Origin of the sequence: Chryseobacterium flavum (genome assembly GCF_003385595.1) — a bacterium.
GTDB lineage: Bacteria > Bacteroidota > Bacteroidia > Flavobacteriales > Weeksellaceae > Chryseobacterium > Chryseobacterium flavum.
The window spans coordinates 302759-328986 of sequence record NZ_QNUE01000005.1; the positions used below are offsets into that span (position 1 = coordinate 302759).

General features: G+C 37.4%; 20 protein-coding genes, 5 tRNA genes and 1 pseudogene. 1 reads left to right on the top strand and 25 read right to left on the bottom strand.

Annotated elements, in window-relative coordinates; genetic code table 11:
• Positions 1 to 49: 49 nt before the first annotated feature.
• The 25 genes from DRF59_RS08500 to rpsU form a co-directional block, all read right to left on the bottom strand.
• Positions 50 to 700, bottom strand: a complete 651-nt coding sequence (locus DRF59_RS08500; RefSeq protein ID WP_115958705.1) for a Crp/Fnr family transcriptional regulator — start codon at positions 698 to 700, stop codon at positions 50 to 52.
• A gap of 179 nt (positions 701 to 879) precedes the next feature.
• Positions 880 to 1185, bottom strand: coding sequence for a DUF3467 domain-containing protein (locus DRF59_RS08505; protein WP_002976436.1), 306 nt, complete (start codon positions 1183 to 1185; stop codon positions 880 to 882).
• An 87-nt stretch (positions 1186 to 1272) separates the two neighbouring features.
• Positions 1273 to 5538, bottom strand: coding sequence for a DNA-directed RNA polymerase subunit beta' (rpoC, locus tag DRF59_RS08510; RefSeq protein ID WP_115958707.1), 4266 nt, complete (start codon positions 5536 to 5538; stop codon positions 1273 to 1275).
• Between the two features lie 120 nt (positions 5539 to 5658).
• Positions 5659 to 9480 carry a DNA-directed RNA polymerase subunit beta gene (rpoB, locus tag DRF59_RS08515; protein WP_115958709.1) on the bottom strand — a complete coding sequence of 1274 codons (3822 nt, stop codon included), beginning with the start codon at positions 9478 to 9480 and terminating at the stop codon, positions 5659 to 5661.
• Between the two features lie 826 nt (positions 9481 to 10306).
• The gene (rplL, locus tag DRF59_RS08525; protein ID WP_002976426.1) at positions 10307 to 10675 is read right to left on the bottom strand and encodes a 50S ribosomal protein L7/L12; all 369 of its coding nucleotides are present in this window, start codon (positions 10673 to 10675) and stop codon (positions 10307 to 10309) included.
• Between the two features lie 46 nt (positions 10676 to 10721).
• The gene (rplJ, locus tag DRF59_RS08530; protein WP_115958713.1) at positions 10722 to 11306 is read right to left on the bottom strand and encodes a 50S ribosomal protein L10; all 585 of its coding nucleotides are present in this window, start codon (positions 11304 to 11306) and stop codon (positions 10722 to 10724) included.
• A gap of 17 nt (positions 11307 to 11323) precedes the next feature.
• The gene (gene rplA, locus DRF59_RS08535; protein WP_115958715.1) at positions 11324 to 12016 is read right to left on the bottom strand and encodes a 50S ribosomal protein L1; all 693 of its coding nucleotides are present in this window, start codon (positions 12014 to 12016) and stop codon (positions 11324 to 11326) included.
• Positions 12017 to 12027: 11 nt separating this feature from the next.
• Entirely contained in the window at positions 12028 to 12471 is a 444-nt protein-coding gene (gene rplK / locus DRF59_RS08540; protein ID WP_115958717.1) for a 50S ribosomal protein L11, read from the bottom strand.
• Between the two features lie 264 nt (positions 12472 to 12735).
• Complete coding sequence (locus tag DRF59_RS08545; protein ID WP_115958719.1) at positions 12736 to 13404, bottom strand: hypothetical protein; 669 nt, start codon at positions 13402 to 13404, stop codon at positions 12736 to 12738.
• A 6-nt stretch (positions 13405 to 13410) separates the two neighbouring features.
• A complete protein-coding gene (locus DRF59_RS08550) occupies positions 13411 to 14058 on the bottom strand; it encodes a hypothetical protein (protein WP_115958721.1) in 648 nt (215 codons plus the stop codon).
• A gap of 15 nt (positions 14059 to 14073) precedes the next feature.
• Complete coding sequence (locus DRF59_RS08555; protein WP_115958723.1) at positions 14074 to 14694, bottom strand: hypothetical protein; 621 nt, start codon at positions 14692 to 14694, stop codon at positions 14074 to 14076.
• Between the two features lie 279 nt (positions 14695 to 14973).
• The gene (nusG, locus tag DRF59_RS08560) at positions 14974 to 15516 is read right to left on the bottom strand and encodes a transcription termination/antitermination protein NusG (RefSeq protein WP_002976412.1); all 543 of its coding nucleotides are present in this window, start codon (positions 15514 to 15516) and stop codon (positions 14974 to 14976) included.
• A 19-nt stretch (positions 15517 to 15535) separates the two neighbouring features.
• Positions 15536 to 15742, bottom strand: coding sequence for a preprotein translocase subunit SecE (secE, locus tag DRF59_RS08565; RefSeq protein ID WP_002976410.1), 207 nt, complete (start codon positions 15740 to 15742; stop codon positions 15536 to 15538).
• A 12-nt stretch (positions 15743 to 15754) separates the two neighbouring features.
• A tRNA-Trp gene (locus DRF59_RS08570) sits at positions 15755 to 15825 on the bottom strand.
• Positions 15826 to 15883: 58 nt separating this feature from the next.
• Positions 15884 to 17071: an elongation factor Tu gene (tuf, locus tag DRF59_RS08575; protein WP_115958725.1), complete on the bottom strand. Its 1188-nt coding sequence runs from the start codon at positions 17069 to 17071 to the stop codon at positions 15884 to 15886.
• Between the two features lie 412 nt (positions 17072 to 17483).
• Positions 17484 to 18518: an efflux RND transporter periplasmic adaptor subunit gene (locus DRF59_RS08585; protein WP_241505507.1), complete on the bottom strand. Its 1035-nt coding sequence runs from the start codon at positions 18516 to 18518 to the stop codon at positions 17484 to 17486.
• 239 nt (positions 18519 to 18757) lie between these two features.
• The gene (locus DRF59_RS08590) at positions 18758 to 20122 is read right to left on the bottom strand and encodes a HAMP domain-containing sensor histidine kinase (RefSeq protein WP_115958729.1); all 1365 of its coding nucleotides are present in this window, start codon (positions 20120 to 20122) and stop codon (positions 18758 to 18760) included.
• Positions 20123 to 20803: a response regulator transcription factor gene (locus DRF59_RS08595; RefSeq protein WP_115958731.1), complete on the bottom strand. Its 681-nt coding sequence runs from the start codon at positions 20801 to 20803 to the stop codon at positions 20123 to 20125.
• A 132-nt stretch (positions 20804 to 20935) separates the two neighbouring features.
• Positions 20936 to 21007, bottom strand: a tRNA-Thr gene (locus tag DRF59_RS08600).
• 41 nt (positions 21008 to 21048) lie between these two features.
• Positions 21049 to 21121 (bottom strand) — tRNA-Gly (locus DRF59_RS08605).
• A gap of 87 nt (positions 21122 to 21208) precedes the next feature.
• Positions 21209 to 21289, bottom strand: a tRNA-Tyr gene (locus DRF59_RS08610).
• An 18-nt stretch (positions 21290 to 21307) separates the two neighbouring features.
• Positions 21308 to 21381: transfer RNA gene (locus DRF59_RS08615), tRNA-Thr, on the bottom strand.
• A 108-nt stretch (positions 21382 to 21489) separates the two neighbouring features.
• Positions 21490 to 21780 (bottom strand): HPF/RaiA family ribosome-associated protein, encoded by a 291-nt coding sequence (locus DRF59_RS08620; RefSeq protein ID WP_115958733.1) that lies wholly within the window; start codon positions 21778 to 21780, stop codon positions 21490 to 21492.
• Positions 21777 to 22664 carry a tyrosine-type recombinase/integrase gene (locus DRF59_RS08625; RefSeq protein WP_115958735.1) on the bottom strand — a complete coding sequence of 296 codons (888 nt, stop codon included), beginning with the start codon at positions 22662 to 22664 and terminating at the stop codon, positions 21777 to 21779. The genes DRF59_RS08620 and DRF59_RS08625 overlap by 4 nt, the downstream gene beginning before the upstream one ends.
• A gap of 81 nt (positions 22665 to 22745) precedes the next feature.
• Positions 22746 to 22943, bottom strand: coding sequence for a 30S ribosomal protein S21 (gene rpsU / locus DRF59_RS08630; protein ID WP_034687383.1), 198 nt, complete (start codon positions 22941 to 22943; stop codon positions 22746 to 22748).
• Positions 22944 to 23318: 375 nt separating this feature from the next.
• Here rpsU and DRF59_RS08635 point away from each other — a divergent pair.
• Positions 23319 to 26228 (top strand): annotated as a pseudogene (locus DRF59_RS08635) (hypothetical protein); the annotation flags it as partial.

Genomic DNA, 26228 nt, shown 5'->3' on the forward strand with positions numbered 1-26228 from the left:
GAAATTGTTTTTATCAATGATAAGACGAAAACTTTTAAAACAACATAAATTAGACTGGTCTAACATTTTCATTTACAATAACTTTTATCCCTTCTTTTGTCTGCAAAATTTCACCGTCACTTTCAATTTTTTTTAAGACCCTGCTTACAACTTCTCTGGAAGTTCCCAGACTATTGGCTATTTCACGGTGTGTGATCTTTATAGGATGCTTACCGGTGAGAGAGATTTGCTGCCTGATATGATTCAACACCCTCTTATCCAGTCTATGGAAGACAGCATCATTTACCATGTTCATAACTTCCGAAAAGCGTCTGTCATATTCACGGTAAAACAACTTATTAATTTCGGGGAATCTGATCAGCCAGTCGTGCATTACAGATACCGGAATCAGCAAAGCTTCTGAATCTTCTTCAGCAATGGCGTATACCCTACTGACATAGTCTGTAAAAATAGAAGAAAAAGTCATAAGACAGCTATCATTCGGTTTAACGAAATAATAAATCAGTTCCCTGCCGTCATTTAATGTAAATACCTTAACAGAGCCTTTTATAAGAAAAGGTATGTATTTGTTTTTCTGCCCCTCTCTTATAATTTCTGTTTTAGCTTTTATATTGGCCATTACTGCATGCTTTTCCAGCTCAGCTGAAAAGTCGCTCCCCAAAAACCCGAATTTACTAAGAACAAATGAATGATTGATCATATCCTAATTTCTACTTTTTCTATAAGCAAAGATATAAAATTGACATATTGAGATGATGATTTTTATTTTATCATTAAAAATTTAACAATAATGTATTCTTTATGTTCAAATCCCCGGTTATATGGAATAAAAAATGCTCCAGCAAAACTGGAGCATTTAATTTATTGTAAAAAGAAATCTTACGCTTGTACGTTGTTTCCTCCTAATACGAAAGGCTCAACTTCTTTGATCTCTCCGAACTGTTGCTCATAATTAGCGATGTTCTGTTGAAGAGCATTTAAAACTCTCTTAGCATGAAGCGGAGCAAGAATTACTCTTGATCTTACTTTAGCTTGCTGTACCCCCGGCATTAACTGGATGAAATCTACAACGAATTCAGATGGAGAGTGGTTTACCAATGCTAAGTTAGCATAGATACCAGCAGCTACCATTTCATTTAATTCGATGTTGATGTTTCCGTCTTGTGGATTTTGATTGTTGTCCATTGTTATAAATTATGTTTTTAAAATTCGAAATTTGAGATTGTGAAAATATAAAAATAATTTCAAATCCCAAATTTCAAATCATTAATTTTAGTTAAGGTCCTCGAATTCTTTCTTAGAACCTACAATAACATTCTGATATTCTTTAAGACCTGTTCCTGCAGGAATTCTGTGACCTACAATTACATTTTCTTTAAGACCGTTCAGATCATCAATTTTACCTGCTACTGCTGCTTCGTTAAGAACTTTAGTTGTCTCCTGGAACGATGCTGCAGACATGAAGGATTTAGTTTGAAGAGCGGCTCTGGTAATACCCTGTAGTACCGGAGTTGCTGTAGCAGGAAGAGCTTCTCTTACCTGTACTAGAGCTAAATCTTCACGTTTCAACTTAGAGTTTTCATCCCTCAGTTCTCTTGCAGTGATCATCTGACCTGGTTTGAATTCTTTAGAATCACCAGCATCCACAACTACTTTAAGTCCAAATACTCTGTTATTCTCTTCCAGGAAGTCATATTTATGCTCAAGAGCTCCTTCAAGGAATTGAGTATCACCTCCATCAACAATAGATACTTTTGTCATCATCTGTCTTACGATGATTTCGAAGTGTTTGTCGTCGATTTTTACCCCCTGAAGACGGTAAACTTCCTGAATCTCATTTACCAGATATTCCTGAACCGCAGTTGGGCCTTTAATTCTTAAGATATCTTCCGGTGTAATAGAACCGTCAGAAAGTGGAGAACCAGCTCTTACGAAGTCATTCTCCTGAACCAGGATCTGATTAGAAAGTTTTACCAGATAAATTTTTCTTTCACCAGTTTTAGCTTCTACGATCAATTCCCTGTTACCTCTCTTAATTTTTCCATAAGAAACTACCCCGTCGATTTCAGTAACAACTGCTGGATTTGAAGGGTTTCTTGCTTCGAATAGTTCGGTAACTCTCGGAAGACCTCCGGTGATATCCCCTGCTTTTGCAGATTTTCTCGGGATCTTGATCAAGACTTTACCAGCCTTAATTTTTTCACCATCGTTAACCATCAAGTGGGCACCTACCGGTAAGTTGTAAGCTTTTTGTTCAACACCTTTAGAGTCTACCACTCTTAAAGTAGGAACGGCTTTCTTATTTCTTGATTCAGAGATTACTTTTTCTTCGAATCCTGTTTGTTCATCAATTTCAAGCTGGAATGAAATACCCTGAATGATATCTTCGTATTCTACCTTACCTGAAGTTTCAGCAATAATTACTGCGTTATATGGATCCCACTTACAGATTATATCTCCTTTCTTCACTTTATCACCTGGTTTTACAGATAATATAGATCCGTAAGGTACGTTGGCAACCATTAACGGAGTTCTTGACTCATTATCAGCTACCAATCTGAATTCTGTAGAACGGGATACTACTACTTCAGCAGTGTTTCCGTTTTCATCTTCGGAAGTAATAGTTCTTACTTCATCCATTTCAACGATACCGTCTCTTCTGGCAACGATGGATGGATTTTCTGATACGTTTCCTGCAGTACCCCCCTGGTGGAAAGTTCTCAACGTAAGCTGAGTACCTGGTTCCCCGATTGATTGTGCTGCAATTACACCTACCGCTTCTCCCATATGGATCATCTTACCTGTAGCAAGGTTTCTTCCGTAACATTTTGCACAGATCCCTTTTTTAGCTTCACAAGTAAGTGGTGAACGAACTTCAACTGCTTCTAATCCTGCTTCTTCAATTTTCTTAGCCAGCTGTTCAGTAATTACCTGATCGGCTTCAGCGATTAACTCATCTGTTTCAGGATCATAAATATTATGTAAAGATACTCTACCTAAGATTCTTTCAGAGATCTTTTCAACGATCTCGTCATTTTTCTTAAGTGCAGTAACTTCTGTACCTCTTAAAGTTCCGCAATCATCTTCAGTAACGATAACATCCTGCGCAACGTCTACCAGCCTTCTTGTTAAGTAACCGGCATCCGCTGTTTTAAGAGCCGTATCCGCAAGACCTTTACGTGCACCGTGGGTTGAGATAAAGTATTCCAGGATGGAAAGGCCCTCTTTAAAGTTTGCAAGGATCGGGTTTTCGATGATCTCTGCCCCGGTAGAACCGGCTTTTTGTGGTTTTGCCATCAAACCTCTCATCCCTGATAACTGACGGATCTGCTCCTTAGAACCCCTCGCACCAGAATCAAGCATCATATATACAGAATTGAAACCTCCCTGGTCTGTTTTCATTCTGCTCATGATCATTTCCGTTAATCCGGCGTTGGTGTTTGTCCAAACGTCAATTACCTGATTATAACGTTCTGTATCTGTAATAAGACCCATGTTATAGTTAGCTCTAATTTCATCTACAGCTTCAATTGACTGAGCAATCATTTGCTTTTTCTCAGCAGGAACTACAATATCTCCAAGAGAGAATGAAAGTCCTCCTTTAAATGCATTTGAATATCCAAGATCCTTCATTGCATCCAGGAACTTCACTGTTGTAGGGAAATCCGTTTCAGCAAGGATTTTACCGATAACGTTTCTCAATGATTTTTTCGTAAGAAGCTCATTGATATATCCTACCTGCTTAGGTACGATCTGATTAAATAAAATTCTACCTACAGAAGTGTCAATCAGTCTTGTTACGATCTCTCCGTTTTCTTTAACAGGTAATCTACATCTTACCTTGGCATTTAAAGAAACTCTTCCTTCAGCATAAGCAATTTCTGCTTCTTCCGGAGAATAGAATGCAAGGCCTTCTCCTTTTACTTTCATATCTTCTGTAGAACTTAATTCTTTAGTCATGAAATAAAGACCAAGAACCATGTCCTGAGAAGGAACCGTAATAGGAGAACCATTTGCAGGGTTCAGGATATTCTGAGAACCTAACATCAATAACTGAGCTTCAAGGATCGCTTCTGGTCCTAACGGTAAGTGTACCGCCATCTGGTCACCATCGAAATCGGCGTTGAAAGCCGTAGTTACTAACGGGTGTAGCTGGATTGCCTTACCTTCGATCATCTTAGGCTGGAAAGCCTGAATACCCAGTCTGTGAAGAGTAGGTGCCCTGTTCAATAGTACCGGATGGCCTTTCATCACATTTTCAAGGATATCATAAACTACCGGTTCTTTTCTATCAATAATTCTCTTTGCAGATTTTACTGTTTTTACAATACCTCTTTCAATTAGTTTTCTAATGATGAACGGCTTGTATAGCTCAGCTGCCATATCTTTAGGAATACCACATTCGTGAAGCTGTAAGTTTGGACCAACAACAATTACCGAACGCGCAGAGTAGTCAACCCTTTTCCCTAGTAGGTTCTGACGGAAACGACCTTGCTTACCTTTCAATGAATCAGAAAGTGATTTCAATGGTCTGTTTGATTCAGATTTTACTGCAGAAGATTTTCTTGTATTATCAAATAATGAATCTACTGATTCCTGAAGCATACGCTTTTCGTTTCTTAAGATTACTTCAGGAGCTTTAATTTCCAATAATCTCTTCAAACGGTTATTTCTGATGATTACCCTTCTGTAAAGGTCATTCAGATCCGAAGTAGCGAAACGCCCACCATCCAATGGAACCAATGGTCTTAGCTCCGGTGGAATCACAGGAAGTACACGCATGATCATCCACTCAGGCTTATTGATCATTCTTGTATTGGCACCTCTTAATGCTTCTACAACGTTCAATCTTTTTAAAGCCTCAGTTCTTCTCTGCTTGGAACCTTCATTATGAGCCTTATGTCTCAAATCGAAAGATAGAGCATCAAGATCAATTCTCTTTAAAAGATCTTCAACAGCTTCAGCACCCATTCTGGCGATGAATTTGTTCGGATCAGAGTCATCAAGGTATTGGTTTTCTACAGGAAGGGTTTCCATAATATCAAGATACTCTTCTTCTGTTAGGAATTCCATGTGCTCAAAATCAGAACCGTCTAATTTTTTCGCAATACCCTGCTGGATCACTACATATCTTTCGTAGTAGATGATCATATCCAGCTTTTTGGAAGGGATACCTAAAAGGTAACCGATTTTGTTTGGTAATGAACGGAAATACCAGATGTGTGCGATTGGAACTACAAGGTTAATGTGCCCTATTCTTTCTCTTCTTACTTTTTTCTCAGTAACTTCTACTCCACAACGGTCACAAACGATCCCTTTGTAACGAATTCTCTTATATTTACCACAAGCACATTCGTAATCCTTTACAGGACCAAAGATTTTCTCACAAAACAACCCGTCTCTTTCAGGTTTGTGAGTTCTGTAGTTAATAGTTTCCGGTTTTAAAACTTCCCCTCTTGAGTCCTGTAAAATAGACTCCGGTGAAGCTAAACCGATGGTTATTTTATTAAATCTACTTGTTTTATTTTTATTTGACATAATTTTTTAGATTTTAGATTTCAGATTTCAGATTTCAGACGAAATCATCATTCCAAATTCAACTGGTTTAAAATTTTTAGAGTGCCGTAATCTGACATCCAGTGTCTGACATCTGATATCTTACTCTTCCAATCTTACGTCTAATCCAAGACCTTGTAACTCGTGAAGTAATACGTTAAATGATTCCGGAATACCTGGTTCAGGCATAGATTCACCTTTTGCAATTGCTTCATAAGTTTTTGCTCTACCAATCACGTCATCCGACTTCACAGTTAAGATCTCTCTCAGGATATTAGATGCTCCGAATGCTTCAAGAGCCCAAACCTCCATCTCTCCGAATCTCTGACCACCGAACTGAGCTTTACCTCCTAACGGCTGCTGAGTAATCAATGAGTAAGGACCGATAGAACGTGCGTGCATCTTATCATCAACCATGTGTCCCAGTTTCAACATGTAGATTACACCCACTGTAGCCGGCTGAGTAAATCTTTCTCCGGTACCACCATCATAAAGGTGAGTGTTACCAAATCTTGGAAGGCCTGCTTTATCTGTGTATTCAGTAATCTGATCAAGGCTCGCTCCGTCGAAGATTGGTGTCGCGAACTTCATTCCTAATTTCTGACCAGCCCATCCAAGAACTGTTTCATAGATCTGACCAATGTTCATACGGGAAGGTACCCCAAGTGGATTCAATACGATATCTACCGGTGTTCCATCTTCAAGGAATGGCATATCTTCTTCACGAACGATTCTTGAAACGATACCTTTGTTACCGTGACGTCCTGCCATTTTATCCCCTACATTCAGTTTACGCTTCTTAGCGATGTAAACTTTAGCCAGTTTCATGATACCAGCCGGAAGCTCATCTCCGATTGAAATAGCAAATTTCTCACGGTTTTTAACTCCCTGAATATCATTATATTTGATTTTGTAATTATGAATTAATTGCTTGATCAATTCATTTTTGTCAGCATCTACTGTCCAGTCTGAACCGCTAACGTTTACATAATCTTCAACTGAAGTCAATAATTTGTGAGTGAATTTCACACCTTTACCGATAATCTCTTCATCAAGGTCGTTGTGTACTCCCTGAGAAGTTTTACCGCTTACCAGTGTATTTAATTTTTCAATTAAAGTATTTCTCAACTCATCAAACTTAGCCTTGTAAGTGTTTTCAATTTCTTCAAGTTTAAGTTTTTCTTCAGTTCTTTTCTTTTTATCTTTAATGTTTCTTGAGAACAATTTCTTGTTGATAACTACCCCTCTTAGTGAAGAGTCAGCTTTTAATGATGCATCTTTTACATCACCAGCTTTGTCACCGAAGATTGCTCTAAGAAGTTTTTCTTCAGGAGTCGGGTCAGATTCACCTTTTGGAGTAATTTTACCAATCATGATATCTCCAGGCTTCACTTCAGCACCGATTCTGATCATACCGTTCTCGTCAAGATCTTTAGTAGCTTCTTCAGAAACGTTTGGAATATCTGCAGTAAGCTCTTCCATACCTAATTTGGTATCACGAACTTCCAGTGAATATTCATCTACGTGGATAGAAGTAAACCAGTCTTCACGTACTACTTTTTCGTTGATTACGATCGCATCCTCGAAGTTGTACCCTTTCCAAGGCATGAACGCTACCACTAAGTTTCTACCAAGAGCCAATTCCCCTTTTTCAGTAGCATAACCGTCGCAAAGTACCTGTCCTTTTTCTACTACATCTCCTACTCTTACGTTTGGTCTTAATGTAATGGTTGTACTTTGGTTGGTTTTTCTGAACTTAGTAAGATTATATGTTTTAGTAGCTGACTCGAATTGTACTAAATCTTCGTCTTCGCTTCTTTCATACTTAATAACGATTTTGTCAGCATCTACATACTCTACTGTACCTGTACCTTCAGCATTAATCAAAATTCTTGAATCTCTTGCAACCTGTTGCTCAAGCCCTGTACCCACGATCGGAGCCTGCGGCTTCAATAGAGGAACGGCCTGACGCATCATGTTCGATCCCATCAAGGCACGGTTCGCATCATCGTGCTCAAGGAAAGGAATCAATGAAGCGGAAATACCAGAAATCTGGTTTGGTGCCACATCAATAAGGTCAACCTGATTTGGTTCAACTACAGGGTAGTCACCATCCAGTCTTGCAATAATTCTGTCTGTTTCGAATTCACCGTTATCACTCAATTCAACGTTAGCCTGAGCAATTACTTTAGATTCTTCATCTTCAGCGTTCAGGTAGATAGGATCAGCGTTTAGTTCAATTTTTCCTCCTTCTACTTTTCTGTATGGAGTTTCAATGAAACCTAATCTGTTGATCTTAGCATAAATACCTAAAGATGAAATCAAACCGATGTTTGGTCCTTCCGGAGTTTCAATCGGACAGATTCTTCCGTAGTGTGTATGGTGAACGTCCCGAACCTCGAAACCTGCTCTTTCTCTTGATAAACCACCAGGTCCCAGTGCAGATAATCTTCTCTTGTGAGTGATCTCTGATAGCGGGTTCGTCTGGTCCATGAACTGAGATAGCTGGTTGGTACCGAAGAACGAGTTGATTACCGATGTCAAGGTTTTAGCATTAACAAGATCAAGCGGAGTAAAGATTTCGTTATCTCTAACATTCATTCTTTCCTTGATCGTTCTTGCTATTCTTGAAAGACCTACACCGAACTGACCTGCCAATTGCTCACCAACAGTTTTAATTCTTCTGTTTGATAAGTGGTCAATATCATCAACTTCCGCCTTAGAGTTAACAAGTTCAATAAGGTGTCTTACAATAGCAATAATATCTTCTTTTGTAAGAACTTCAGTAGTCGTCGGAATATTAAGACCTAATTTTTTATTTAGCCTGTAACGTCCAACTTCACCAAGAGAATATCTCTGTTCAGAGAAGAATAATTTTTCAATGATTCCTCTTGCAGTTTCCTCATCAGGTGGATCTGCATTTCTTAACTGACGATAAATGTACTCCACCGCTTCTTTCTCAGAGTTGGTAGGGTCTTTTTGTAATGTATTCTGAATGATAGAGAACTCATTGCTGTTTTCTTTGTGAATCAAAATAGATTTCACACCAGCATCAAGAATAAGATCCAAATGTTCTTTTTCAAGGATCGTCTCTCTATCTAAGATGATTTCATTTCTTTCGATAGAAACTACTTCACCTGTATCCTCGTCTACGAAATCTTCGAACCATGTGTTCAATACTCTCGCAGCCAATGTTCTCCCTTCTACTTTTTTAAGGGCTGCTTTAGAAACTTTTACTTCTTCTGCAAGATCAAAAATCTGAAGGATATCCTTATCAGATTCATAACCGATAGCTCTTAATAAAGTTGTTAATGGTAATTTTTTCTTACGGTCGATATACGCGTACATTACGCTGTTGATATCCGTCGTAAATTCCATCCAAGATCCTTTGAAAGGAATAATTCTTGAATAGTAAAGTTTGGTTCCGTTTGCGTGGTATGTCTGTCCGAAGAATACACCTGGTGAACGGTGAAGCTGCGTAACAATAACTCTCTCAGCACCATTAATGATGAAAGAACCACTTGGTGTCATATAAGGAACCGGACCTAAGTATACATCCTGAACTACAGTCTGGAAATCTTCATGCTCCGGATCTGTACAGTATAGTTTAAGTCTTGCTTTTAGAGGAACTGAATACGTCAGACCTCTTTCCACACACTCATCAATTGAATAACGTGGAGAATCTACCAGATAATCTAAGAATTCCAATACGAATTGGTTTCTAGAATCCGTAATAGGGAAATTTTCCTGGAAAGTCTTGTAAAGACCTTCTGTCTTTCTGGCTTCAGGAAGTGTATCTAGCTGGAAAAATTCTTTAAAAGACTCAATCTGGATATCCAAAAAGTCTGGTGTAATGATTTTTCCTTTCGCTGACGAGAAATTAATTCTCGGATTTCCCTGAGTTGTTGATTTTGTTTTACTCATAAAACTTTTAAGAAAGGGTTAAAAAATATTTTGATTTATTAAAAAATATCAGAAAAGAACAAGAAACTAAGGTAAAAGTAAAGGTAAAAGTGTTTTTGGCGCTCACAGAAGACCTTCAGCTCTTTTAACTTTGTACCCGGCTCTTTCTAACTGCAACACTGGTATATCTTTTCACAGCGTAATGCAAAATATTTTTATTACTTTTGAGGCAGAATTACCGCAATATCTATATACACAAAATCCCTTCCATGCTATTCACAATGAAAGAGTTGATTTTCAGTATTTTACAGATTTACAAACAATTTTTCGCGCCAAAAGAGGGGCAAAGATACAAAAATAGCTTCACAAATACAAATAAAATGTCCTCATTTTGAGATTCTTATAAAAGAAGAAGACTTGATTTCCAGATAGCCCGCAGCAATACTAACTTTATAATAAATATTTCACAATCCTTATAAGAGGTCAACTTTTTAGTTAGTAATATACAACCCTGCCGATAGCCCGGCAGTATTCATAGATACATATAATCAGTAACTAGCCACTTTCTTGTACAAAATGTAAGATATTCCCCCTTTCTCCAGCTGCCACCAATAAGGTTTGTTTGGATAAATTTTAGCTGAGCATCAGATATCATCTCTGAAATACCTGCTATTTTTACAATATCACACTTGTTGTTTCTGTGATAAAGCATAATGATTAGAGAAAATGAGGAGTAACTTGCTTTACAGATAAGAAACTGATCATATTCGAATATCTGCTAAAAAAAATTTACAACAAAAAAAGCCTGAGCAGTTTGCTCAGGCTTCTTGATTTATAATAAAATTGATTATTTCAATTCTACTTCAGCACCAGCTTCTTCTAATTGCTTCTTAAGAGCTTCAGCTTCGTCTTTAGATACACCAGTTTTGATTGGAGCTGGAGCACCGTCTACGATATCTTTAGCTTCTTTAAGACCAGCACCAGTTAAATCTTTTACTAATTTAACGATAGCTAATTTAGAAGCACCTGCAGACTTAAGAATTACATCGAATTCAGTTTTTTCTTCAGCAGCTTCACCTGCAGCTCCACCTGCAACTACTACTGCAGCAGCAGCTGGCTCAATTCCGTACTCATCCTTAAGGATAGCAGCTAATTCGTTTACGTCTTTTACTGTTAAGTTTACTAGCGTTTCAGCTAAATTTTTTAAATCTGACATTGTTGTAATGTTTTTGTTGATTATTTATTTAATTTTTTGAGTATAATTATTCAGCACTTGTTTCTTCAGTGCTATCTGCAGCAGCTTCAGGAGCTTCAGCAGGAGTTTCTTCTACAGCAGGAGCAGCTTCTTCAGCTTTAGCCTCTACTGTTTCAGGTTTGTTTTGAAGAGCAGAAACAACTCTCTGGATTGGAGACTGAAGTAATCCGATGATTTCACCGATCATTTCTTCTCTAGACTTGATGTTAGCCAATGTGTCTAGGTTGTTATCGCCAATGTAGAAAGTTTCCTGAAGATAAGCTGATTTTAAAGCCGGCTTTTCTTCTTTCTTTCTGAACCCTTGGATTAATTTCGCAGGAGCATTAGCTGTTTCAGAAATCATTAACGCTGAATTTCCTTTGAAAGAAGGGAACATTTCAGAGTAATCTACTCCTTCAATTTGTTCCATTGCTTTTTGTAAAAGTGTATTTTTTACAACTTTTACTTTGATATTTTGTTTGAAAGCCTGTCTTCTGAAATCTGAAGATTTAGCAGCGTTCAATCCTTCTAGATCTGCTACATATACTACTTTTGCATCCTGAAGCAAGTCTTTGATCTCTTGTATTGCTACAACTTTTTGGTCTTTTGTCATTGTCTTAAGGATTTATATTAGTTAACAGATTTAGTATCGATTGCAATACCTGGGCTCATTGTAGAAGACAAATAAATGCTTTTTACATAAGTTCCTTTAGCAGCAGTCGGCTTCATTTTGATTAATGTCTGGATTAATTCCTGAGCATTTTCTTTCAATTTAGCAGCATCGAAAGATACTTTACCAATACCAGCATGGATAATACCGTATTTATCTACTTTAAAATCAATTTTACCTGATTTTACTTCAGATACAGCTTTACCAACTTCCATTGTTACAGTACCAGACTTAGGATTTGGCATTAAACCTCTTGGTCCTAAAACTCTACCTAAAGGTCCTAGTTTACCCATTACAGCAGGCATAGTAACGATAACGTCAACATCTGTCCAACCGCCTTTGATTTTATCTAAATATTCATCAAGACCTACATAGTCTGCACCAGCAGCTTTAGCCTCAGCTTCTTTATCTGGAGTTACAAGAGCTAATACTTTAACATCTTTACCAGTTCCGTGAGGAAGAGATACAACACCTCTTACCATTTGGTTTGCTTTTCTTGGGTCTACTCCTAATCTTACAGCGATATCTACAGAAGCATCAAACTTTGCAGTGTTTACTTCTTTTACAAGAGCTGCACCTTCTTCAAGGTTATAGATTCTTCCTTTTTCTACTTTGCTTAAAGCTTCCTTTTGCTTTTTTGTTAATTTTGCCATTTCAATAAGTTTTAAGCGTTAGTTGGTTTAGTTCCTGTTACTCTTAATCCCATAGATCTAGCAGTACCTGCAACCATAGAAAGAGCTGAATCCAATGTAAAGCAGTTAAGGTCTGCCATTTTATCTTCAGCGATTTTCTTAACCTGATCCCAAGTAACAGAACCTACTTTGTTTCTGTTTGGTTCACCGGAACCTCCTTTGATCTTAGCCGCATCCATTAACTGGATTGCTGCAGGTGGAGTTTTAATAACGAATTCAAAAGATTTGTCTTCGTATACTGTAATCACTACAGGTAAAACTTGCCCTGGCTTATCTTGGGTTCTTCCGTTAAATTGCTTACAAAACTCCATGATGTTCACACCTGCAGAACCTAATGCCGGACCTACTGGTGGAGAAGGGTTAGCTGCGCCACCTTTCACCTGAAGCTTTACCATTTTAAAGACTTTCTTAGCCATTGTTTGTTTTTTAAATTTGAATAATTAATGAGTTTGGAAGCATTTATTATTCAGTAGGTTATGCACTCACATAACAATAAACCTACTTTTCGGATTGCAAAAGTATAAAATATTTTTGAAACTACAAACGGATATTGCTGATTTTTAAAAAGTTTAATTTTGCAAGGCATTATTCATCAAATGAGTTTCTGTAAATTTTAATTTAGATTTTTACTTTATCCGGAACTGATCTTTATACAATATTAAAAGAGATTAATCTCAAAATTAAAAACCTAATGGTTTGTTAATCGTTTGCATAGAACCGTCCGTCCCTCCGAGATCAGTATTCACATCACTTATATTTTGTTTTGTGATTAATCTTTTATAGGCCATCAAATAAAGATCTACTGTAAAATTATTATAAGTCCTGGATGGCGCAGATGCATTGGTAGCAATAATCCGGCTATCTGTAAACAATGCTTTAATATGCCATGTCCCGTTTTTTTTGAAAGCAGTTACATCAGGAGACCCCTGTTTATTATCATTGATACCGTTGTCCCCATAATCAAGCATTACATTGGTACTTCCGTCATTCAGCTTGAATGAATAGTTATGAAGTACAACAAGAAAATTATTGGCATCTATCTTTGTGTCATAATCCGTAATTCCTGCACCCGATACTCCGGTAAGGGTAAGTTTAAGATAATTAAACAATCCACTGCTTTCCAAGGCCGGATCATACAATTGCAAAGCATTTTGTGAAGTTGCCAAAAAGCTACCTCCGGACATTGTAGGTTCTCCCGGATTTCTCAGATATAATGAATTTGTATACGTTTTTCCATTAACGTCAAGTGTCTCTGCAGGGTTTGCTGTGTTCACTCCTACTTTTCCTTTCTGGGCATTCAGAAATATCCCAAGACATAAGATTATTGTGATATAAATTTTTCTTTTCATAATTTTTTATTGAAGCCCCAGAGGGGTATTGGTTGAAACTCCTGAATAACCAGGTGAAGCTGATGCTGAAACAGAACCATTGAAAGTTCCCCAGTCTTTAACTAGTGACTTTTCAAAGACATTTAAGGTAAACGTCCATGTTCCGTTTTGGGATGAAACAGTGCCGGCTCCTTTAAAAGCTAAATTAATAGCATGATAGGTTTTACCCCCACTGATTACCTGAGTAACTTCTGTAGAGTAAGAGCCGTAGGATTTAGGATTAGTGGACATATTCGCTGCTGATACAGCACCTGTAAAAACAGCACCTGTAATCGCAACAACATATTTATCTGCATCCAGCCCAGTATTCATATTAATAACTTCATCCTGTCTGACATTCTTCAAAATAACGTTATACATGTTAACAGGAGCTACATTACGAAGTGAAATATCCAGCAGCTTAACTTTTCCTACCGGCGAACTATCTTTTGAACGGGTAATAAGAAGATAATCTCCTCCTGCCTTCGTATTTTCCGTATCAATCAAATAGGACTCTACCAATGTTTCTCCTTCTACGTCAAGAGTTCCTTTAGGTGTTGTAGTATTAATTCCTACTTGTGCATTCATGCTTAAAGCAACAAAACCTGTAAAAAGTATCGCAATAATTTTTCTCATATAATTTACGTTTTTTTATTGAATTAATGGGGCTGCTGCTGCGCCCGTTGTTGAAGCATTAAGGCTTTGTGTAGCATTGAAATCTTTGGCATACGATCTGTCAAATACCAATAAGTTCAGTGTCCAGATTCCGGTAGGAAGTGATGCATCCGGTGAGAATCCATGATAGTCGGCCTTTAGTTTCCATGTTCCATTAGAGGAGTAGGCAAATATCTGAGGAACCGGGGTCAGCCAGTTTGCGGAATTTGTTCGGGTAGGTTGAGTGAATCCGAAAGAAGAGATCACTACAAGAAATTTCTTTGAATTAATTTTTGTATCAAATTGGTTTACCCAATCCTTATCTGCAGGATCGCAGGTAATTTTGAACTGAACAAGGTTAATGGGTGCCGGTGAATTAGGCACAAAAGAATCATTATACGCTGTAATCTTGTTTTCCGGAGCCGGAGATTTGATTATGAAAGTGTAATTCTCGTCCGCTTTCAGTTTTTCCATAGGCTGTTTGAAAACAATTCCAGATGTCTTCATTGTACCGTTCACGGTAAGTTCTTTTTCCGGCGTAGCAGTATTGATACCAACTTGCGCACTTATGAGTACAGATGTACCCACCAGAGTGATCATCGAAATAATTTTTGTCATTGAGTTGTGTGTTTATATAAGACTTGTGCTTTTAGCTCATCTTTCATATTCCTTTAATTAAAAGACATAAAATTCCCTACGACTGTAACCAGCGTATGAAAAAAAGAATATAAAAGTTCGAATGAATTGATTCCTAGATTACAATAAATATGCCACTCAAAGAAAGTACAAGATATAAATCCTTAAAAAAAAATTAAAATTGAGACAGTCTACTTACTCCTTTCAGACAAAAAAAAGACTGCTTTGGAGCAGTCTTTCAATTTTTATATAAAATAATTATTATACTTTTTCTACTTGCATATAGCTAAGTTCCATTGGAGTTTTTCTACCGAAGATTAAAACAGAAACTTCGATTTTCTTTTTATCTTCAAGGATCTTTTCAACAGTACCATTGAATCCATTGAAAGGTCCGTCTATTACTTTTACGTTTTCTCCTACTACGTATGGAATTTCAACATCACTTGCAAATTCTGAAAGTTCATCCATTCTTCCAAGCATTCTGTTTACTTCAGATTTCCTCATTGGAACCGGATCTCCTCCTTTTGTCAAGCTTAAGAAAGAAATAACACCGGGAATATTTTTAATAACGTGAGGAATTTCTCCCATCAGATCAGCTTCGATCATCAAGTATCCAGGATAGTAAGGTCTTTCTTTAGGAACTTTTTTACCGTTTCTGATTTGAATAACCTTTTCCATAGGAATAACCACTTGAGTAACGTACTGCTCAAACCCTAAACGTTTGATTTCTGTCTCAATATAGTTTTTCACTTTATTTTCCTGTCCGCTGATTGCTTTCAGCACATACCATTTCAATTCGCTCATTATGGGAAAATACTTTTAATTAATTGAACAAGTTGATTAGCATTCCTATTATGTTGCTGATTGCTTTTGAAAACAATTCATCAACTCCAAAGGTAAATAATGCCAGAATCACTGTCGCAATAGTCACTACAATGGTAGATGACTGAAGGTCAGCCCATTTTGGCCATTCAACTTTATGTCTGAATTCGTTATAAGAACCTTTTAAAAAATCGACAAATGAACTCATAATTTATATTTGCACGGGCACAAGGATTCGAACCCTGATCAACGGTTTTGGAGACCGGTATCCTACCATTGGACGATGCCCGTAGTTAAAAGCTTCCGTAGAGAAGTTCCTTACGGAAGCTTTAATATTGTTTAAGATGGATTAGTCGATGATTTCAGTAACCTGACCAGCACCTACTGTTCTACCTCCTTCTCTGATCGCAAATCTAAGACCTACGTTAAGAGCGATTGGTTGTAACAATTCAACAGTGATCGTTAAGTTATCACCAGGCATTACCATTTCTACACCTTCTGGTAAGAAGATCTCACCTGTAACGTCAGTAGTTCTTACATAGAACTGAGGACGATATTTGTTGTGGAATGGAGTGTGACGTCCACCTTCTTCTTTAGAAAGGATATAAACCTCAGCTTTGAATTTTTTGTGTGGAGTAACTGAATCTTTCTTAGCGATAACCATACCTCTCTTGATGTCAGTTTTTTCAATACCTCTCAACAATAGACCTACGTTATCACCAGCTTCACCTCTGTCTAGGATTTTTCTGAACATCTCAACCCCTGTAATAGTAGAAGTTAATTTTTCATCACCCATACCTACGATATCAACTGGATCACCAGTGTTAATAACACCAGCTTCGATTCTACCTGTTGCTACAGTACCTCTACCTGTAATAGAGAATACGTCTTCGATAGGCATCAAGAATGGTTTATCCTGATCTCTTTGTGGCTGCTCAATCCAAGTATCAACTGCATCCATTAATTCTTCAACAGTCTTAACCCACTTCTCATCTCCGTTAAGAGCACCAAGAGCAGATCCCTGGATCACTGGAGAGTTATCTCCGTCATATTCATAAGTAGATAATAAATCTCTAAGTTCAAGTTCAACAAGCTCTAAAAGCTCAGCATCATCCACCATATCAACTTTGTTCATGAAAACAACGATTCTTGGTACGTTTACCTGACGGCAAAGTAGGATGTGCTCTCTAGTTTGAGGCATTGGTCCATCAGTTGCAGCACATACTAAGATAGCTCCATCCATCTGAGCAGCACCAGTTACCATGTTCTTAACATAGTCGGCGTGACCTGGACAGTCAACGTGTGCATAGTGTCTGTTTTCAGTTTCGTACTCGATGTGAGCTGTATTAATAGTGATACCTCTTTCTTTTTCTTCTGGAGCAGAGTCAATAGAAGAGAAATCTTTTTTCTCAGCAAGACCCTTGTTAGCTAATACGCTACTGATAGCAGCAGTAAGAGTAGTTTTACCATGGTCAACGTGACCAATAGTACCAATGTTCAAGTGTGGTTTGTTACGATTAAACGTTTCCTTTGCCATGATTTAAAATTATTTATTTATTGTTTTTCAAATTTTCGGTGTGCAAATATAATGAATTTTTAAATACCAAAACCTTTTTCTTAAAAAAAGTTTCAATATTCAAATCCAATGAAGTACAAACCTTATATTTCAATGTATTGAGACTGCAAATTTACACATTTTTCCGGATTGAAAAAATCTTTCTGAAACCTTTTATGAAAAAGCCTGAAATACAGTTTATTCCAGATCCGACACTATATACAATAATAAAGACAATCAGGTCCGGACCCTTTTTTTTGGATCTGTTAATATCAGGAAAATAATTGGAAAAATATGCAGGACAGATACTGTTGCAGCAATAAGTTTTCCAAATAATTATAAATAGTCAAAGGTCTTTGGAATCAACTAAAAAAGCAGTTGAAGGAATATAGGGTTAACTGTTCAGCGAACGATATATTATCAGTTGATTACAGGTAATAACCTCTTCCCCTTCAGTTAAACCTTGTATAATATAAGCAATATCCCCCACTTGTTTCAGCACCTTAATTTCCCTGATTTTTACGTTTGTCCTGGATTTATAAACCACCACAAAACTTTTGTTATTATCAAAAATTATTGCTTTGGACGGAACAGTAAGCATTGAATAGTTTTCCAGATTAAACACTTTTATTGTAGCTCCACGCTCCGGAATCAGCAATCCGGTGTTATTCAGTACCCCCCTGTCCTCTATTGGATTGGGTTGAGGGTCAATACCATTAAATATTTTATCCATTTTAACATCAAAAACTTTGTCAGGATAAGATAATGTCGAAACCCAGGCTTTCATTCCAAAACTTATTTTATCAATATCAGATTGGTTAACATTCATAATACCCCATACATTCGAAGTATTGACCACATCAACATTTTTTTCACCCCAGTCATTTTTCCGCTGCAAATCTTTGTTAATATTTTTCAGAAAAATATTCCTGCTTATCGGTACCACAACATTGTAAATACTTCCAGTTCTCACATTGTATACTGTACTTGCCTGCTGAAGAAGATCCTGCACTTTTTGCAACTGACCTCTGACGGCTGCCGGAACCTTTCCTTTTTTTACATAATCTTCAATTTCCACATTTACACTTATCCCATTTCCTGCTGCAAGTGGATAAATATCAATAGATCTGTTTTCAGCTGTTATTATTTTCCCGTAAAAGCGGTATATACCTTCTATATTTCTCTTCTCAGCTTTTGCCAGAGAGATCGACCCCATCATCGTATTGCTAAGCTCAAATCCTTTTTTGTAGCGGTCCCTTTTTTCATCTTCTCTTTTTGAGCAGGCTGAGAATGTTAAGATCATTAACACAGGAATAGCATATGTTCTCATTGTTAAATAGAAGATTTCGTTTGTACCGATTGAATTAAGCCGTCCGGCAAATAGTATGATTTTATTCTTCACATCACGGATCTGTAATATTATTTCCATAAAGTCTAAATTCAATAAGGGTTACACTTCCCTTTCTGAATGGTCATCATTTTATCGCAGACCTGCTCTCTGTTTTTTCAAACCTGCCGTTTTTGATCTCCTGCAACTGCCCTACTGAGCAATTATTCACTCCTTTTAAACACAAAATTGCTTTAGTCCAATTAAAAGGAGCTTAAATGGGGCTTAAAAAAAAATTAAATATTATGGAATACAGATCTCAGCTTCCCTGAACCGGGGAACTATTTTTTAAAGATAATGGTAAACGTATTCAGATTTTCAGCCGGAGAAGAATACCATATTTCAGCATCATGATATTCGAGAATTCTCTTAACAATACGAAGTCCTAGTCCGGACCCGGATATGTTTTGCGCATTATTTCCTCTTGTAAATGCCTCAAACAGTTTAGCCTGTTCTTCTTCCGGAATTGTATTTCCCTGTGAAATTACTTCTACAGTAACATGGTCATTGGTCTCTGTGAGCAGTACTTTCACTTTAGTACTGTCTGAATAGACGGCTGCATTTTTAAATAAATTAATAAAAACAATGATCAGCAAAGACTGGATGCCGTTTATAGTAAGAAGAGCATTTTCAGAAGTTTCTTCAGTAATTAAAAAATCCAGCCGGAGTTCCGGATAGCTTTTCTCAACTCCTTCAAAAGCTTCAAAAATAGCTTCATCAATCCTCACTTCTTCATAAATGCTCTGAATATTTTCTTTATCAAATTTTGTAAGCAGCAATAATGAATTTGTTAACTCTGACAATTGGTATACATCCCTCTGTATCCGTTGTAATGATAATAAGGTTTCAGGTGAGTGTTCTCCGAATTTAATCAGGTTTTCCAACTGGAAGGCCATCCTCGTAATTGGAGTTCTGATTTCATGGGATGCACTGGCTGTAAAGTCTTTTTGCGACTGAAATACATCATTTAATCTTGCAATCATGGTATTAAAAGAATTGGCAAGAACTCCCACTTCATCATTTGAATGTTGTACCGGGATCTGTGTAGTCAGCTTATGAGCCGTAACTTCCGAAATTTCCTGATTCAGATCTTCCAGAGGACGGAGAAATTTTTCAACAAAATAATAACTGAAAAAACCAATAAGAAGTGTACTCAGAACATAAGCAAGGATCAGAAGATACTTAAGATAAGTAAGTTTTGATTTTCCATTGGTGTCAAAAGCACTGGTCAGAATATAATAATTTTCCCCGTTGATGTTCCTTAATGCCGCATAGATTTCAGGAACTGTTTTTTCCGTATAAATAATTTTTTTATGATCCAGTTCTTTCAGCATCGCTTCATCCCAGGTAACGTTCCGGTCTTTTATTGTACTGTAGATCAGCTCTTTATTTTCGTTAAAAATTAAAATCTTCTCATTTAAAAGAATATTATCAGAGTTTTCATTAAAAAAAATCGGTGCTTCTTCTTCAAAATCTTTGGATCGGGAGATAAAATGGCTCGTAAATTCAAGCCGCTGTCTGAACCTTTCCTTAAATTCATCTCTTCTGAAATCATTGAAAGATAAATAAATCACAGCCATCACCATTCCAAAAAGTAATGAAAAGGCGATACTGATCGTTAAAGCAATCTTTCTTTTTAAAGACATTTACAATGGGCTTAGGTAATATCCGAAACCGGAACGCGTATGTATTAATTTTATTTTATAATCTTTGTCTATCTTTTTTCTTAAAAAATTGATATACACTTCTACCGTATTGGTATTGGTATTAAAATTATGTTCCCATACATGTTCAGTGATCTGCTGTTTGGAAACGGTTCTGCCCTGCGCTTCCGCCAGGTAAACCAGTAGTTGAAATTCTTTTAGGGTAAGTGTGATCTCATTACCACTACGGTAGACTTTCTGTTCAGTTTTATTGATGATAAGATCATCTACCTGTATAATATCCTGATCTGAATTATCTGATGGTGTTTTTCGTCTCAGTAAAGAATTGATTCTCAAAAGCAATTCTTCAAACTGAAAAGGTTTTACAAGATAATCATCCGCCAGTCTGGTAAATGCATCTTTTTTATCTGAAATATCTCCGTAGGCCGAAATAATAATAATCGGTGTATTCTTATCAAAAGAACGTATGGTCTGACACACATCAAGCCCATTTATCCTGGGCACATTAATATCCAGCAGATACAGGTCATAGGTATTATTCTTGATCTGACGGAGAAAAGTTTCTCCGTCATAAATTTTATCACAGCTAAAATTATTGGATTCTAAAAACCGGCAAAGTTCTGCAGAAAGAATAAGATCATCTTCTAATAAGAGAATATTCATCAAAAATTATTTTACACGAATTTAACGAAAATTTTATGATTGTAATTCTATATAATATAAGATTCTCATCCCAAAGAAGAAACGGCTGAATATGGATAAAAAAAATCCCGAAAGGAATTCGGGAAATTCGAGAGCCAACTACGGGACTTGAACCCGTGACCTCTTCCTTACCAAGGAAGCACTCTACCGCTGAGCTAAGTCGGCATTAATTAAAAAAATCACACTGATGAGCGTGATTTTCTTTGAGCGGAAGACGGGGGTCGAACCCGCGACATTCAGCTTGGAAGGCTGACGCTCTACCAACTGAGCTACTTCCGCAATTTTGTTTCCAAAATTATTGGTAAACGCTGTGCAAAACTAAGAAATTTTCTTTAATCCTGCAAGTTTTTTTTATAATATAAAATGTGGGGAGAGCAGGATTCGAACCTACGAAGCCGAAGCAACTGAGTTACAGTCAGTCCCATTTAGCCACTCTGGAATCTCCCCTCATGTTTATATTAATAGAGCCTCCAGAGGGATTCGAACCCACGACCCCGAGATTACAAATCACGTGCTCTGGCCAACTGAGCTATGGAGGCAAATTAAAAAAGAATTCAAAAGATCGCTGTTCCTTTTTTGCGAGTGCAAATATAGAGCGGATTTTTTGAATTCTCAAATTTTTTATAAACTTTTTTTAACTTTTTTTACTATGCCATTTCTTTTTTCTTGATTAATAGCTTTTTAGCAGTATCAACACAAAGGTCCAGACTTTCCTCAAAACTTGTAGTTGTTTTCTTTACAACAATATCATCTCCCGGGACCGCTAAAATCAACTCAGCTGTTTTGTTAGCTTTATCCGAGTTATTTTCTACTTTCAAAAAAACTTTACACTCCTGAATTTTATCATAGAAGGTATCTAGTTTGCTTACTTTTTTGTCAATGTGTGATTCTAGTGGTTCGTGTGGAGTTAAACCAATTGATTGTACTGTGATCTTCATAATTCTTCTTTTTTTGATGCTCGGGGATGAGCTTGATTAAACACTTTTTTCAATTGTTCAATATTGGCATTCGTATAGACTTGAGTACTGGCAAGACTGGAATGCCCTAATATTTTTTTCACTTTGGAGATCTCCGCCCCATTATCCAACACATGAGTAGCAAAGCTATGACGAAGGATATGAGGACTTCTTTTTTCTTTTGTTGTTATAAGACTAAGGTACTTATTAACTACCATATATACAAATTTTTCGCTGAGTTTTTTCCCCTTCTTATTCACAAAAAAAAAGGTCTTGAATTCTGTCTGCGGTTTTCTTATTTCAAGATAGCGTTTAAGAAGCACAGATAAATCTTCAGAAATGGGAATTACTCTCTCTTTGTTCCCTTTTCCTATGACTTTTAATTCATTTCCATTTAAATCAACATTCTCAAATATCAGGCCACAAAGCTCAGCTTTCCGCATTCCGGTCTGATACAATACCTCCATGATACACTTCTCCAATCCATCACTCACCTGCTGAAAAACCCTGTCATTAAGATCTGCCATTTCCTCTTTCGACATGGGGATCTGCTTTTCAGGATAAAATTTAAGAGATGCAACTCCTTCCACCGGGGAAACTTTAACCTCTCCTATTTTCAAAAGGAAAAGAAAAAAGCTCCGCAGAGAAGACAATTTCCTGTTGATACTTCTTTTGGATATTCCATGTTCACTTAAATCAACAATAAAATTTCTGATTATTTTTTTATCTGCTTTGGAAATATCTTCTGATGATTCTGTTCTGAGATAGAAACAGCGAAAGTCGTCAAGGTCTTTTTTGTAACTTGTGATGGTATGAGGAGAGTACCTCTTTTCGAACTGTAAATATTCTAAAAATTTATCCAGCATTACCTCAGGTATAAAAATAAAAATTCACTTCTCAAATATAAGAATTTAAGAAGTGAATTAATATATGGTTAAGAAAAAATCTTAAGCCTGTTCTTCTTTGCTAAGCGCTCTTTGTTTGTAAGCCGCTTTTAGTCTAGCTTGTCTTAAAGTCACAGAAGGCTTAATAAACTGCTGTCTAGCTCTTAATTGACGAACTGTACCCGTTTTATCAAATTTTCTTTTGTATTTTTTTAAAGCTCTGTCGATGGATTCACCATCTTTTACTGGAATTATTAACATATTTTACATCTCATTTTGGACTGCAAAAGTATACATTTTTTCTTAAAGCACAAAATTTCAATCTCTTTTATTAAAAAAAGATAATAAAATTTAATTTAATTCATACGAATCAAATTGCCCGCATTACAAATTCAATTTTATTTTAATTATTAATTGAAAATATTAAAATAAAATAACAAATATCCAACAAACAAACACTATAAAACAAAATAACATAATATAAGTTAATTAAATTAATCAATAACTCAAAAAAAACAATAAAAATAAATACTAATTAACTTAATAACGAAAAATATACGTAAACAATTAATTAACAGTATTTTACACTTTAAAAAACAAAAAAAATAACAGTACTTTGCACCAAAAAAAACGAAGATGACGAAAAAACTACTGTTTCTATTTTTCCTTATTTACAACCTATCATTATCAGCACAAGAAGATTGCATCTCGGCAATTACCATATGCGGAAATTCCAACATTAATTATACGCCATCAGGAATCGGAAATATCAATGAAAATTTAGGAGGCTGTCTTTCCGGAGAACACCACTCCGTATGGTATAAGTTCACAATTGCCACAAGCGGCACGCTAACCTTCGATCTCGTTCCCACAGGTCCGGCAGATTACGACTGGGCTATTTACGGACCTGATGCAACCTGTTCCAATTTAGGACCTCCCATCCGATGTAACGCATCAGGAGCCCTGACCAGTACAGGAATGAATACAACCAATACAAATACAAGCTCATCCGGTGGGAATACCAATCCATACTGCAAGTATATGGATGTAACAGCAGGACAGACCTATTATCTATATTTGGATAACTGGTCCTCAACTGTTCATACTTTTAATTTAACATGGGGTGGCACCGCTAGTTTCATTTCTCCTTTCAACAATCCTGCAACAACCCCTAACCCATTTATCCCACCAGGAAGCCCAGGTCCCAATCCCAATTCACCAAGAGAAATTGGCATTTGTTCAACTACAACTCTTTTTAATTTCAGTACGTTATCTACAGGAATACTTAATGGAAATTCGAATTTTAATATTGCCTACTTTAGCAATACCAATGATGCCTCTACCGGCAACAACCCTATCACGACTCCCATTATAGTAAATAACAATACTACTTACTATTACAGCATTGACTATCATGACCCAAACAATCAGGGAAATACACTTAATACCTGTCGGCAGATTCATCCGATTGTTTTCAGAAATAAAAGCTTAATTGCAGAAATAACACCTTCAGCAAACAAATTATGCCCAGGTGGGACGATAACCTTAACATCAAGTCATGCTACTGGAAATACATGGTCAACAGGGGAAACCACACAATCTATTACAGTCAACACTCCCGGAACTTATTCCTTAATCAGTTCAAACGGCATCTGTACAAGCCCTTCGGCTTCCATTACCATCTCCGCGGAAAGTGATCCTGATATACAGATCAGCGGAAACTTTATTGTATGTGAGGCTCCAACTCAGCTGACAGCTTCTTCCACAGGCAACGGGAATACCTACGCATGGTCTGACGGCTCTACCGGAAATACAATATCCGTATCAACACCGGGAACCTATACCGTAACGGTAACAACCTCGGCAGGATGTCTGTATCAAAAGTCTGTTACCGTGACACAAACTTCTGCCCCAAATGTACAGGATGCTACCTTGAGCCAGTGTTCAAACTCTTCTACAGCCACATTCGATCTTACTTCAGCTCAGCCTGACATTACTTCTTCTCCCGGGGTAACCTTTGAGTATTACACCAATCTAGCAGATGCTGCGATTGGAAATACAAACACCATAGCCAATCCTTCTGCTTATGTATCAGGAAATACAACTGTTTATGTACGCATTACATCTGCAGCATGCTCTCGAGTATATGTCGTAAAGCTACAATTATATATTCAAATCACTAATACTCCTTTCATTACAGCTTCTTCTGATACCATCTGTTTTGGAGGAAGTATTACTTTAACTTCAAACCAAACCACAGGAAACACATGGTCTACAGGAGAGACTACTCAGTCCATTACGGTTAATACTCCCGGAACTTACACCCTCACTTCTTCTGTAGCGGGATGCCAGAGTATTCCGGCTTCCATTACCATCTCCGCAGAAAGTGATCCTGATATACAGATCAGCGGAAACCTTATTGTATGTGAAGCGCCAACTCAGCTGACAGCTTCCTCTACAGGCAACGGGAATACCTACGCATGGTCTGATGGTTCTGCCGGAAATATAATCTCCGTATCAACACCGGGAACCTACACTGTAACGGTAACGACTCCGGCAGGATGCCAGTATCAAAAGTCTGTTACCGTAACACAGGGATTTGTACCTATAGTACAGAATGCAGCATTAAGCCAGTGTTCAAACTCTTCGACAGCTACTTTCGATCTTACTTCAGCTCAGCCTGGCATTACTTCTACGCCGGGGGTAACCTTTGCGTATTACACCAATCAGGCAGATGCTATGGCAGGAAATGCCAACACCATAACCAATCCTTCTGCTTATGTATCAGCAAATGCAGTTGTGTATGTAAGGGTTGCATCTGCAGCATGTTTTAAGGTCGCTGAAATCCAGCTCAGTACATTAACAACAGCTGTTCCTTCCATTACAGCTTCTTCTGATACCATCTGTTTTGGAGGAAGTATTACTTTAACTTCAAACCAAACCACAGGAAACACATGGTCTACAGGAGAGACTACTCAGTCCATTACGGTTAATACTCCCGGAACTTACACCCTCACTTCTTCTGTAGCGGGATGCCAGAGTATTCCGGCTTCCATTACCATCTCCGCAGAAAGTGATCCTGATATACAGATCAGCGGAAACCTTATTGTATGTGAGGCTCCAACTCAGCTGACAGCTTCCTCCACAGGCAACGGGAATACCTACGCATGGTCTGACGGTTCTGCCGGAAATACTATCTCCGTATCAGCACCGGGAACCTACACCGTAACGGTAACGACTCCGGCAGGATGCCAGTACCAAAAGTCTGTTACCGTAACACAGGGATCTGTACCAGTGATACAGAATGCAGCATTAAGCCAGTGTTCAAACTCTTCGACAGCTACTTTCGATCTTACTTCAGCTCAGCCTGACATTACTTCTACGCCGGGGGTAACCTTTGCGTATTACACCAATCAGGCAGATGCTATGGCAGGAAATGCCAACACCATAACCAATCCTTCTGCTTATGTATCAGCAAATGCAGTTGTGTATGTAAGGGTTGCATCTGCAGCATGTTTTAAGGTCGCTGAAATCCAGCTCAGTATA

Bases quoted from the DNA above. Each gene is read 5' to 3' on its own strand.
- DRF59_RS08500 (WP_115958705.1), bottom strand. From the start codon at position 700: ATGATCAATCATTCATTTGTTCTTAGTAAATTCGGGTTTTTGGGGAGC.
- DRF59_RS08505 (WP_002976436.1), bottom strand. From the start codon at position 1,185: ATGGACAACAATCAAAATCCACAAGACGGAAACATCAACATCGAATTA.
- rpoC (WP_115958707.1), bottom strand. From the start codon at position 5,538: ATGTCAAATAAAAATAAAACAAGTAGATTTAATAAAATAACCATCGGT.
- rpoB (WP_115958709.1), bottom strand. From the start codon at position 9,480: ATGAGTAAAACAAAATCAACAACTCAGGGAAATCCGAGAATTAATTTC.
- rplL (WP_002976426.1), bottom strand. From the start codon at position 10,675: ATGTCAGATTTAAAAAATTTAGCTGAAACGCTAGTAAACTTAACAGTA.
- rplJ (WP_115958713.1), bottom strand. From the start codon at position 11,306: ATGACAAAAGACCAAAAAGTTGTAGCAATACAAGAGATCAAAGACTTG.
- rplA (WP_115958715.1), bottom strand. From the start codon at position 12,016: ATGGCAAAATTAACAAAAAAGCAAAAGGAAGCTTTAAGCAAAGTAGAA.
- rplK (WP_115958717.1), bottom strand. From the start codon at position 12,471: ATGGCTAAGAAAGTCTTTAAAATGGTAAAGCTTCAGGTGAAAGGTGGC.
- DRF59_RS08545 (WP_115958719.1), bottom strand. From the start codon at position 13,404: ATGAAAAGAAAAATTTATATCACAATAATCTTATGTCTTGGGATATTT.
- DRF59_RS08550 (WP_115958721.1), bottom strand. From the start codon at position 14,058: ATGAGAAAAATTATTGCGATACTTTTTACAGGTTTTGTTGCTTTAAGC.
- DRF59_RS08555 (WP_115958723.1), bottom strand. From the start codon at position 14,694: ATGACAAAAATTATTTCGATGATCACTCTGGTGGGTACATCTGTACTC.
- nusG (WP_002976412.1), bottom strand. From the start codon at position 15,516: ATGAGCGAATTGAAATGGTATGTGCTGAAAGCAATCAGCGGACAGGAA.
- secE (WP_002976410.1), bottom strand. From the start codon at position 15,742: ATGAGTTCATTTGTCGATTTTTTAAAAGGTTCTTATAACGAATTCAGA.
- tuf (WP_115958725.1), bottom strand. From the start codon at position 17,071: ATGGCAAAGGAAACGTTTAATCGTAACAAACCACACTTGAACATTGGT.
- DRF59_RS08585 (WP_241505507.1), bottom strand. From the start codon at position 18,518: ATGGAAATAATATTACAGATCCGTGATGTGAAGAATAAAATCATACTA.
- DRF59_RS08590 (WP_115958729.1), bottom strand. From the start codon at position 20,122: ATGTCTTTAAAAAGAAAGATTGCTTTAACGATCAGTATCGCCTTTTCA.
- DRF59_RS08595 (WP_115958731.1), bottom strand. From the start codon at position 20,803: ATGAATATTCTCTTATTAGAAGATGATCTTATTCTTTCTGCAGAACTT.
- DRF59_RS08620 (WP_115958733.1), bottom strand. From the start codon at position 21,780: ATGAAGATCACAGTACAATCAATTGGTTTAACTCCACACGAACCACTA.
- DRF59_RS08625 (WP_115958735.1), bottom strand. From the start codon at position 22,664: ATGCTGGATAAATTTTTAGAATATTTACAGTTCGAAAAGAGGTACTCT.
- rpsU (WP_034687383.1), bottom strand. From the start codon at position 22,943: ATGTTAATAATTCCAGTAAAAGATGGTGAATCCATCGACAGAGCTTTA.